This is a genomic window from Kitasatospora sp. NPDC001603, assembly GCF_040298365.1.
In the GTDB taxonomy this organism is placed as follows: Bacteria; Actinomycetota; Actinomycetes; order Streptomycetales; family Streptomycetaceae; genus Kitasatospora.
This window is the reverse complement of the sequence record NZ_JBEPAA010000086.1, coordinates 22,053-32,097: the sequence shown is the minus strand read 5'-3', so window position 1 is coordinate 32,097 and position 10,045 is coordinate 22,053. Positions and strand designations below refer to the sequence as shown.

The window sequence follows — 10,045 nt, the reverse complement described above, 5'->3', positions numbered from 1 at the left end:
CGGTCCGGGGCTTCGCCGTCGGCCGGGTGCCCGGCCCCGCGCACCGTCAGAGCGCGCTCCGCGCGCCGGTCACCAGGGCGGCCAGCAGGCAGCCGAAGCCGGCCGTCGCGGCGACCGTCCGCACGGTGTTCCAGCCCACCCAGCTGCTCTCGAAGGTCTCCCGGACGGCCGCCAGGTCCGGGATGCGGTCGAGCGAACCGGCCGCCGCCAGCTGATCGTTGAGCGGGACGTTCACCGCGCCCGTGACCACCAGCACCACCGTGTAGAGCACCGCCGCCGCGATCAGCCAGGGCAGCAGCCGCCGGTCGCCGCCGCGGAACTGCAGCACCACGGCGAGCACGGTGAGCGCGAGCGCGCCGAGGAAGACCAGCATGAACCAGCCGTTCAGGATGGCCACGTTGATCCGCTGCATGGTCTCCACGAAGGTCCGGTCGTCGGCCTTGCCGAGCCCCGGCATGACGGAGCAGGAGAAGGCGAAGAAGAGACCCGCGCTCAGTCCCATGGCCAGGGTCGCCGCCAGCAGTACCGCACTTCTGAATCCCGCCATCCCTCACACTCCCCGTCGTGAACGCCCGCTGTCGGACACCCCCGAGTCAACCGCCCCGGCGGGCGCCCGCACCATCGTCGAGCCACTCGACCGCATACGCGGGCGTCCACACCCGGCGTCTACACTCGGGCGCCATGGACGCACTGGCCGGACTGCTGGCGGGGCCGAGGGCCCGGGGCGCCTTCCTGATCCGCTCGGTCCTCACCCCGCCCTGGGCGATCCGGGTCGAGGACCGGGCACCGCTCACCCTGATCACACCCGTGCGCGGCACCGCCTGGGTGCTGCCCGACCACGGCGCCGCCGTCCGGCTCGACACCGGGGACGTGGCGATCGCCCGGGGCCCGGACGCGTACGTGCTCGCCGACACCCCCGCCACCCCGCCCCGGGTGGTGATCCACCCCGACCAGAGCTCCAGCACCCCGGCCGGCGACGGGCTGTGCGCGACGATGGCGCTCGGTACCCGCACCTGGGGCGATGCCACCGACGGCCCGGACGTGCTGCTCAGCGGGACGTACCAGCTGCGCGGCGAGGTCAGCCGGGGCCTGCTGGAGGCGCTGCCCCCGTTGCTGGTGGTGACCGCGGACTCCTGGCACTCCCCGCTGATCGACCTGCTCGGCGAGGAGATCGGCAAGGACCTGCCGGGTCAGGACGCGGTACTGGACCGGCTGTTGGACCTGTTGCTGATCGCCACCCTGCGCACCTGGCTGGCCCGGCCCGAGTCCGACGCCCCGGCCTGGTACCGCGCCCACACCGACCCGCTGGTCGGTCACGCGTTGCGGCTGCTGCACGGCGACCTCGCCCACCCCTGGACGGTGGCGGGCCTGGCCGCCGAGGTCGGCGTCTCCCGGGCCGCGCTGGCCCGCCGGTTCGCCGAGCTGGTCGGCGAACCGCCGATGTCCTACCTCACCGGCCGGCGGCTGGCGCTGGCCGCCGACCTGCTGCACGACCCGGCCGCCACGCTCGGCGCAGTCGCCCACCGGGTCGGCTACGGCAGCCCGTTCGCCCTCTCCACCGCCTTCAAGCGGGTGCACGGCGTCAGCCCGCAGGAGCACCGCTCGGCCGGACCGGTCGCCGCCGGGGGCTGACCCCGGGGCGACCGGTCCGCGAGGTGCTCCCGCCGGCGCGGTGCTTCCGCTGACGCGGTGTTCAGGGACGCGCTGCTCAGAGCGCGGTGGGCTCCAGGGCCGGCGCCTGGTTCGCGGTGCCCGGGTCCGTGCCCTTGCCCCCCGCGGTGGGGCGCCGGGCCGGGAGCAGCAGGGCCGCCACACCGGCGAGTGCCACCGTCACGGAGCCGAGCACGACCGCCGGGTACAGGCCGTCGACGAAGCGCTGCGCGCTCTCGTAGCCGCCCTGGGCGGAGAAGACCGACGACATGACGGCCACGCCGAGCGCCCCGCCCACCTGGCGAAGCGCGCTGTTGGCCCCCGAGGCGATGCCCTGTTCCTGCGGGCGGACGCTGGACATGACCAGGTTGGAGGCGGGTGCGAAGAACAGGGCCATGCCGACGCCGCTGATGATCAGGGCCGGCAGCTGGGCGGCGTACGAGGTGTGCGGGGTGGCCACGGCCGCGATGTAGCCGAGGCCCGCGGCCTGGAGGAACAGGCCGGCCGCCACCACCGGACGGCCGCCGAACCGGTCGGAGAGGATGCCGGCGAAGGGGGAGACGAGCATCGGCATGCCGGTCCAGGGCAGCATCCGCAGCCCGGCCTCGGTCGGCGAGTAGCCGAGGACGCCCTGCATGTACTGGCTGATCAGGAAGATCGAGCCGAACATGCCCAGGAACATCAGCAGGCTCGCGGCGTTGATCGCGGAGAAGGCGCGGGACCGGAAGAGCCGCATGGGGAGCATCGGGTTCCTGGCGCGGATGCCGTGCACCACGAAGGCGGCCAGCAGGGCGGTGCCCGCGACCAGGCCGGTCAGCACGGAGGAGTCGGTCCAGCCGTCGGAGGGGGCGCGCACCATGCCGTACACGATCCCGAAGAGGCCGCCGCTGACGAGGAGGGTGCCGGGGATGTCGAGCGTGGCGCCGTCGCCGTGGGACTCGGCGAGGCGCAGGCGGGCGAGCGGCAGGACGGCGAGGCCCAGCGGGACGTTCAGCCAGAAGATCCAGTGCCAGGAGACGTGTTCGGTGAGGCTGCCGCCGATGAGCGGGCCCAGGGCGACCCCGAGTCCGTTGATGGCCCCGAGGATGCCGTAGGCCATCCCGCGCTTCTCGGGGGGCACCGCGGCGCTGAGCAGGGTCAGGGTCAGCGGCATCATGACGGCCGCGCCGACGCCCTGGACGGCGCGTGCCGCGATCAGGGAGTCGATGCCGGGCGCGAGGGCCGCGGCGGCGGAGGCGACCGTGAAGACGGTCATACCGGCGAGGAAGAGCCGCCTGCGGCCGAACCGGTCACCGAGCGCCGCGCCGAACATCAGCAGGACCGCGAAGGTGAGTGTGTACGCGCTCACGATCCACTCCAGGCTGTCCAGCCCTCCTCCGAGGTCCTCGCGGATGGCGGGCAGGGCGGTGGTGACCACCAGGTTGTCGAGGGCCGACATGAATCCGGCGGTACCGGTGATCACGAGGGCCCAGGTGACACCCCCTCGGCGTGCCGTCTGCTGCTGTGACATTGCTTCCCCCCAGCGGTTGATGCGTGTTCTGGAATGTAGTTATCGCTTACTAACTTTGCGGCCCGTGACAGACCCCGGATGCCGGGACGGCGCGGGCCGCCCCGGCGGATCCGGCCGCGCCTACGCTCGCGCCTGCGCCTACGCCCGCGCCTACGCCTCCGGTGGGACCACGACCTGGTCGAGGCGGATGCCCTCCCAGACCCGGTGCCCGGCCGGGAACCCCATGGCCATCAGGGTGTTGATGAGCATGCCGTAGGCCAGGAACCTCGTGGTCTCGTCGCCGTCGGCCTCCAGCGGGAGGTTCACGGCGTCCCAGAGCTGCGTCCAGGCGGCCCGGACGGTCTCGCCGAACCCGCTGTCCCCGTCCGCCTCGACGGAGGCCACGGCGATGTAGGTCTGCATCTGCATCTGGAGCTTCTCGGGGTCGTCCGCGATCAGCCGCATGTACGCCCTCGCCATGGCGCGCATGGCTTCCTTGCCCGCCAGCCCCTTCGCGGCCTCCTCGAACACCCGGCCGGTGTCCTCGATGCAGCGGAGCGAGGCGGCGACGAAGATCGCCTTCTTGCTCGGGAAGAGCCGGAACAGGTAGGGCTGCGAGACGCCGACCCGCTTGGCGATCGCCTCCGTGGATGTGCCGTGGTACCCGCGCCGCGCGAACTCGGCGATCGCCGCGCGGACCACGCTCTCGCGCCTGTCCTCTGCGCTCATCCTGACCATGCGGGCAAGTTAGTGGGTAATCACTAACTACGTCAACGGATCCGGTGCGGGGTGCCAGCCGTTCGAGCGTCCGAGCCGGTTGGACGGCGCCGCCCCTTACGTCTACATTCCTGTCGTCGTATGCGAAGGCCCGGAGCGCCGCACGTCGGCCCCCGGGAGAGTGCCGACACCACTGGGAAGGTGCATGTGAGCGCGATCACCGTCGGACAGGCCGTTGTCCTGGGAGTCGTGGAGGGGGTGACCGAGTTCCTGCCGATCTCCTCCACCGGCCATCTGAAGATCACCGAGGGGCTGATGGGCATCCCGGTCGACGACGCCTCCGTCGTCGGTTTCACCGCCGTCATCCAGGTCGGCGCCATCGCGGCCGTGCTGCTCTACTTTCTCAAGGACATCGTGCGGATCGTCTCCGCCTGGGGCCGAGGCCTGGTGAACCGCGAGGAGCGGTACCACCACGACTACAAGTTCGCCTGGTGGGTCATCTTCGCGACGGTCCCGATCGTCGTGGTCGGCCTGGCCGCCAAGCCCCTGATCAAGGGCCCGCTGGCCTCGCTCTGGGTGGTGGCCGGCTCCCTGATCGTCGGCAGCGGCGTGATGTGGGCGGCCGACCAGATGGGCCGCCACAAGCGCGGCGAGGACGACACCGGCTTCAAGGACGCGATGATCGTCGGCTCGGCCCAGATCCTCGCGCTGCTGTTCCCCGGCTTCTCGCGCTCCGGCGCGACGATGTCCGCGGGCCTGATGCTCGACCTCGAACGGGTGGCCGCGACGAGGCTCTCCTTCTTCCTCGGCATCCCCGCCCTCACCGGCGCCGGCCTGTACGAGCTGAAGGACGCCCTGGGCGCCGGGGTCAGCACGACGCCGCTGGTCGTCGGCACCGCGGTCTCCTTCGTGGTCGCCTACGGCTCGATCGCCTGGCTGCTGAAGTACGTCGCCAAGCACTCCTTCAACGCCTTCGTCGCCTATCGGATCGCCATCGGCGTGATCCTCCTCGGCCTGCTCGGCTCGGGCGTGCTGACCGCCTGACCCGCGGCCGGGACCGGGCGCCCGGTCAACCCGTTGGCCGTCACGGTGGCCCGGGAGTTCTTCGTCGGGATCAAGATCAGCGGCGAGGCCCTGTTCGGCGTGGTCTGCGACCTGCGGGCCGGTCCGCGGGTCGCCGGCGGCCGTCAGCTGGGCGAGGACCGCGGCCCGGAGGCCGTCTGCGGGCTGCTGGGTGAACTCGTCGAGGAACTCCTCGACGCCGACCCGGTGTTCCGGGAGCGTACGAGGCGCCTCGGGGTCGCGGTCTCCGGTGCCGTGGACCGGTCGGCCGGCCTCGTCCGGTACTCCGTCCTTCCCGGCTGGCGCGACGTCCCGCTGGCGGACGAACTGGCGCGGGCGACCGGGCTGAGCGTCACGGTGGAGAACGACGTCAAGGCCCTGACCGCTGCCGAGCACTGGTTCGGCGAGGGGATCGGGACGGAGAACTTCGCGCTGGTCACGATCGGTTCGGGGGTCGGCTCCGGGCTGGTCGTCAACGGCCGACTGGTCGCCGGGGCCTACGGGGTCGCCGGCGAGCTGGGGCACATCAGCATCGACCCGGACGGCCCGCCCTGCCACTGCGGCGGGGTCGGCTGCGTCGAGGTCTTCGCGGCCAGCGGCGCCATCCTCGCCTCGGCCCGCGGTGCGACCGGCCGCGCGGACCTCGACTTCGACGACGTCGTCCAGCTCGCCCGGGCCGGCGACCGGGCCGCCAGGGAGGCCTTCGCCACGGCCGGCCGGGCCATCGGGGTCGGCATCGCCACCCTGGTGAGCCTCCTCGGGTCCGAGCGGGTCGTCGTCACCGGTGAAGGGCTCGACACCTACGACCTCTTCGGGATCCACATCAGGGAGGCGTACGCCGCGCACTGCTTCAAGGCGGCGGCGAAGTGCCCGCTGACCCTGCGTCCGCTTCCGTGGGAGGAGTGGGCCCGGGGCGCCGCCGTCCTGGGCATCCAGGCGCTCCTCCCGTAGTGCGGGCCCCGGGCCGGTCCGGCTGTCCGCGGGGCGCTCCGGGGCGGCGAAGGTCACCCCTTGCCGTAATGAGGCGTGTGCAACTATTGTCGTACGCAGTAGGGCGTGACTGCAAGTATTTGGACGGCGCCGCCGCCTCATTCAGGAGACCCGACATGAGCACCACTCTCTTCACCCCGTACACCCTGCGGTCGCTGACCGTCCCCAACCGTGTCTGGATGGCGGCGATGTGCCAGTACAGCGCCGTGCCGGACGGCGACGGGGCCGGTGTCCCGACGGACTGGCACTTCACCCACCTCGCGGCCCGCGCCACCGGCGGCACGGGGCTGATCGTCACCGAGGCCACCGCCGTCAGCCCGGAGGGCCGCATCAGCCCGTACGACCTCGGCATCTGGAACGACACCCAGGTCGAGGCGTTCCGGCGGATCACCGCCTTCCTGAAGGCGCAGGGCACGGTTGCCGCGATCCAGCTCGCCCACGCAGGGCGCAAGGCCTCCACCGAGCGCACCTGGGTCGACCGCGGCCGCGCCATCGGCCCGGACGAGGCCCACGGCTGGACGCCGGTGGCCCCGAGCGCCGTGCCCTTCTCCCCGGCGCACACCACGCCGGAGGAGCTGACGGAGGAGCAGATCGGTGATGTCGTACGGCAGTTCGCCGACGCCGCCCGCCGGGCGCTCGACGCCGGCTTCCAGGTCGCCGAGATCCACGGTGCCCACGGCTACCTGATCCACCAGTTCCTCTCGCCCCACAGCAACCACCGCACCGACGCCTACGGTGGCTCCTTCGAGGGACGGATCCGCTTCGCGCTGGAGGTCGTCGACGCCGTCCGGGCGGTGTGGCCGCAGGACCTGCCGCTCTTCTTCCGGATCTCCGCGACCGACTGGCTCACCGAGGACCCGCAGGACGACCGCGAGGGCTGGACGTCGGAGGACACCGTCCGGTTCGCCAAGGAGCTCCAGGCCCGTGGCGTGGACCTGATGGACATCTCCACCGGAGGCATCGCCCCCGACGCCAGGATCACCGCCGGCCCCGGCTACCAGGTGCCCTTCGCCGAGGCGGTGCGCAACGGGACCGGCATGCCGGTGGCGGCCGTCGGCCTGATCACCGACCCCGCCCAGGCCGAGGAGATCCTGGCCGCCGGCCGGGCCGACGCCGTCCTGCTCGGCCGCGAACTCCTGCGCGACCCCTACTGGCCCCGCCACGCCGCCAGCACCCTCGGCGCCCCCCTTCCCGCCCCGGTCCAGTACCACCGCGCCTGACCCCGGCTCCGGCCGCCGGGGCGCGCCCCGGCGGCCCCCGGCCGGTCAGCCCGACGGTGGGCGGCTGCCCCAGTCGAGGCGGAGGACGGCGAGGTCGTCGGTGTGGCGGCCGGCGTTGAGGGCGTGGGTCTCCTTGATGAGGAGGTCGACGTGGGCGGCCGGGTCGGCCGGGGGCAGGGTGCCGATCAGTCGGAGCAGGCCGTCGACGCCGAGCCGTCCCTTCGTCGTCCCGTTGTGCCCCTCGGTGAGGCCGTCGGTGTAGAGGGTGAGCGCGCCGTCGGCCGGGAGGGGGATGACGGTCGGGGTCCAGCTGCCCAGTCCGGGGGCGATGCCCAGGGCGATGCCGTGGGCGGCGGTCAGCTCACGGGTGCCGTGCGCCGTGGTGAGCAGGGGCTCGTGGTGGCCGGCCAGGTAGAGGGTGGCCGTGGTGGCGTTCTGGTCGAGCGTGAGGAGCGTGCAGGTGGCGAAGAGCACCTGGTTGCCGCGTTCGGCGATCAGGATGCGCTCCATCAGGTGGAGCAGGCTCTCGCCGCGGTGTCCGCCGAGTACCAGGGAGCGCCAGGCGATCCGCAGCAGCACGCCGAGTGCGGCGGCGTCGGGGCCGTGTCCGCTGACGTCGCCGACGACGGCGTGCAGCAGTCCGTCGTCGCCCTCCACGACGTCCAGGAAGTCCCCGCCGAGCAGGGCCGTGCTGGCTCCGGGCAGGTAGCGGGCGGTCACCGTGACCGTGGAGGTGCCGAGGATCGGCGGGGGCAGCAGCCCCCGCTCCAGGCGGGCGTTCTCCTCGGCCCGCAGGCGGGCGGCCTGGGCCTCGATGCTGGCGCGCTCGGTCTGGCTGCGGTACACGGCGTAGCGCACGGTGCGGTGCAGCAGGTCCGCCTCGACCTTGCCCTTGACGAGGTAGTCCTGGGCGCCGGCGGCCATCGCCTCGGTGCCCGCCTGGGCCTCCGCCATGCCGGTGAGGACGATCACCGCCGTGTGGGGGGCGACGGCGCGGACGGCGGTGACCGCGGCGGTGCCCGTGGCGTCGGGCAGGTGCAGGTCGAGGAGGATGCAGTCGGCCGGGTGGGCGGCGAGGGCGGCGCTGGCCTCGGCGAGGGTGGGCCGGGTGGTGAGTTCGAACCGCAGCCCGGTGTCGTGGAGGAGCTCCTCCACGAGCAGGGCGTCGCCCTGGTCGTCCTCGATGAGGAGGACGCGGTACAGCGGTTCGTCGGGGGCGGCGCCGGGGGTGGCTGCCACGGCCGTGCTCATCGTTCCTGCTCCGTGTCGGATCGGGCCGCGGTCTCGCCGGTCGGCGGGCCGGGGCGCTGCGGCGGTTCGGGCGCCAGGGTGAAGGTGATGCGGGCGCCCTCGCGGTGGTCGGGGTCGATGGCGATGGTGCCGCCGTGGAACTCGACGATCTTCTTGCACATCGCCAGCCCGATGCCGCTGCCGGAGTAGGCGTCCTTGGTGTGCAGCCGCTGGAAGATCACGAACACCTTCTCGGCGAACTCCGGTGCGATGCCGATGCCGTTGTCGGTCACCGCGAAGTGCCAGAGCGCGTCCTCCCGGACGGCCGAGACGTGGATCTCCGGCGCCACGCCGGGCCGGCGGAACTTGACCGCGTTGCCGATCAGGTTCTGCCAGAGCATCCCCATCTGGGTGGGGTCGGCGACCAGGGTCGGCAGCGGATCGTGGGTGATCTTCGCTTCGGCCTCCTCGATGCCCACGCTCAGCGCGGCCAGGGTCTGTTCCAGCACCTGGTCCAGGTCGACCTCCTGGTGGGCGTGGTGGAGCCGGCCCACCCGGGAGAAGTCGAGGAGGTCGTTGATGAGGACCTGCATGCGGTTCGCACCGTCGACCGCGAAGGCGATGTACTGGTCGGCCTTGGCGTCGAGCCGGCCCCCGTAGCGGCGCTGGAGGAGCTGGGTGAAGCTGGAGACCTTGCGCAGCGGCTCCTGGAGGTCGTGGGAGGCGACGTAGGCGAACTGCTCCAGCTCGGTGTTGGACCGCTGGAGGTCCGCCGCCTGCTCGTCCAGGCGCAGCCGGGCCTCCTCGGTGAAGGCCAGTTCCCGCACCAGGCGCCGGCGCATGGAGTCGATCTCGCCGCTCAGGCGCCGGAGGTCGGCGGGGCCGGTCGGGGTGATGGGGTGGTCGAAGTCGCCGCCGCCGATGGTGCGGGCGTCCGCGACGAGTTGGTCCAGCGGCTCGGTGATGCCCCGGCGCAGCCCCTCGAACACCAGGGCGGCGAGGGCGGCGATCAGCACGGCGACGGCGCCGAACACCCAGTTCCGCAGCCGCATCATGGCGGCGAGGTCGCTCCGCGCGGCGTCGCGGTCCTCGCGCAGCCGGTCCTCCTGGCCGCTCAGGGCGGCCCGTACGTCGTCGAAGGCGTTCTTGCCCTCCAGGGCGCTGCCGGCCGCGAGCGGCGAGGGCGTGCCGGGTGGCGCGGCGGCGATCGGCCGGGCGATCCGCTCCTGCCAGCTCGTCACGGCGTCCTGCACGGCCTTCAGGTCGGCGAGGCCGGAGGGGTCGTCGTGGAGCAGTTCCGTCAGCTGTGCGGTCTCCGTCCGCTGCTCGGCGAGCCCCTGCTGGTAGGGCGCCATGAACTCCGGGGTGCCGGTGAGGCCGTAGCCGCGGATCCCGGTCTCCTGGTTGAGCAGGGCCGACTCCAGGCGGAACGCGCTGGCGAGCGCGGGGGAGCGCACGTCCACCAGGTCGGTGCTGATCGACTGGGTGCGGGACAGTACCCACGCCCCCGCCACTCCGAGCAGGGTGAGGATCACCAGGGACGCGGTGACTCCCACCCGGAGCCACCGCCGGGTCGTCCAGGTGGCAAGGCCCCCGCCGGACCTCCGGTCACTGTCGTCGCCGGTCATCGTGTCAACTCCTCGCTCTGCCCGATGCCTTCGATCGGATGCGGCGAGGCCACTCTAGA

9 protein-coding genes are annotated in these 10,045 nt (G+C 72.8%); 4 read left to right on the top strand and 5 right to left on the bottom strand.

Going from position 1 to position 10,045, the window contains the following annotated elements; translation table 11 throughout:
- Positions 1-46: 46 nt before the first annotated feature.
- The gene (locus ABT263_RS33605) at positions 47-547 is read right to left on the bottom strand and encodes an anthrone oxygenase family protein (RefSeq protein ID WP_329485605.1); all 501 of its coding nucleotides are present in this window, start codon (positions 545-547) and stop codon (positions 47-49) included.
- Positions 548-681: 134 nt separating this feature from the next.
- Between ABT263_RS33605 and ABT263_RS33600 the strand changes: the two genes are divergently transcribed.
- Positions 682-1,632: an AraC family transcriptional regulator gene (locus ABT263_RS33600; RefSeq protein ID WP_352296362.1), complete on the top strand. Its 951-nt coding sequence runs from the start codon at positions 682-684 to the stop codon at positions 1,630-1,632.
- Positions 1,633-1,708: 76 nt separating this feature from the next.
- Here ABT263_RS33600 and ABT263_RS33595 read toward each other — a convergent pair whose 3' ends face one another.
- Together ABT263_RS33595 and ABT263_RS33590 are read right to left on the bottom strand one after the other, a co-directional pair.
- Positions 1,709-3,160, bottom strand: coding sequence for a DHA2 family efflux MFS transporter permease subunit (locus ABT263_RS33595; protein WP_352296359.1), 1,452 nt, complete (start codon positions 3,158-3,160; stop codon positions 1,709-1,711).
- Between the two features lie 150 nt (positions 3,161-3,310).
- Complete coding sequence (locus ABT263_RS33590) at positions 3,311-3,877, bottom strand: TetR/AcrR family transcriptional regulator (protein WP_352296356.1); 567 nt, start codon at positions 3,875-3,877, stop codon at positions 3,311-3,313.
- Positions 3,878-4,063: 186 nt separating this feature from the next.
- On the opposite strand from ABT263_RS33590, the gene ABT263_RS33585 reads away from it, so the two are divergent.
- From ABT263_RS33585 to ABT263_RS33575, 3 genes are all read left to right on the top strand, one after another.
- A complete protein-coding gene (locus tag ABT263_RS33585) occupies positions 4,064-4,900 on the top strand; it encodes an undecaprenyl-diphosphate phosphatase (RefSeq protein WP_329485601.1) in 837 nt (278 codons plus the stop codon).
- A 33-nt stretch (positions 4,901-4,933) separates the two neighbouring features.
- Positions 4,934-5,869 carry an ROK family protein gene (locus ABT263_RS33580; protein ID WP_352296353.1) on the top strand — a complete coding sequence of 312 codons (936 nt, stop codon included), beginning with the start codon at positions 4,934-4,936 and terminating at the stop codon, positions 5,867-5,869.
- A 155-nt stretch (positions 5,870-6,024) separates the two neighbouring features.
- Positions 6,025-7,128, top strand: coding sequence for an NADH:flavin oxidoreductase/NADH oxidase (locus ABT263_RS33575; protein ID WP_352296350.1), 1,104 nt, complete (start codon positions 6,025-6,027; stop codon positions 7,126-7,128).
- A gap of 45 nt (positions 7,129-7,173) precedes the next feature.
- On the opposite strand, the gene ABT263_RS33570 is transcribed toward ABT263_RS33575, so the two are convergent.
- Entirely contained in the window at positions 7,174-8,379 is a 1,206-nt protein-coding gene (locus ABT263_RS33570; protein WP_352296348.1) for a PP2C family protein-serine/threonine phosphatase, read from the bottom strand.
- A complete protein-coding gene (locus tag ABT263_RS33565; protein WP_352296345.1) occupies positions 8,376-9,986 on the bottom strand; it encodes a sensor histidine kinase in 1,611 nt (536 codons plus the stop codon). The genes ABT263_RS33570 and ABT263_RS33565 overlap by 4 nt, the downstream gene beginning before the upstream one ends.
- Between the last annotated feature and the right edge of the window lie 59 nt (positions 9,987-10,045).

Excerpts from the sequence above, each read along its gene's own strand:
- ABT263_RS33570 (WP_352296348.1), bottom strand. The coding sequence starts at position 8,379 with ATGAGCACGGCCGTGGCAGCCACCCCCGGCGCCGCCCCCGACGAACCG.
- ABT263_RS33600 (WP_352296362.1), top strand. The coding sequence starts at position 682 with ATGGACGCACTGGCCGGACTGCTGGCGGGGCCGAGGGCCCGGGGCGCC.
- ABT263_RS33590 (WP_352296356.1), bottom strand. The coding sequence starts at position 3,877 with ATGGTCAGGATGAGCGCAGAGGACAGGCGCGAGAGCGTGGTCCGCGCG.
- ABT263_RS33605 (WP_329485605.1), bottom strand. The coding sequence starts at position 547 with ATGGCGGGATTCAGAAGTGCGGTACTGCTGGCGGCGACCCTGGCCATG.
- ABT263_RS33565 (WP_352296345.1), bottom strand. The coding sequence starts at position 9,986 with ATGACCGGCGACGACAGTGACCGGAGGTCCGGCGGGGGCCTTGCCACC.
- ABT263_RS33595 (WP_352296359.1), bottom strand. The coding sequence starts at position 3,160 with ATGTCACAGCAGCAGACGGCACGCCGAGGGGGTGTCACCTGGGCCCTC.
- ABT263_RS33575 (WP_352296350.1), top strand. The coding sequence starts at position 6,025 with ATGAGCACCACTCTCTTCACCCCGTACACCCTGCGGTCGCTGACCGTC.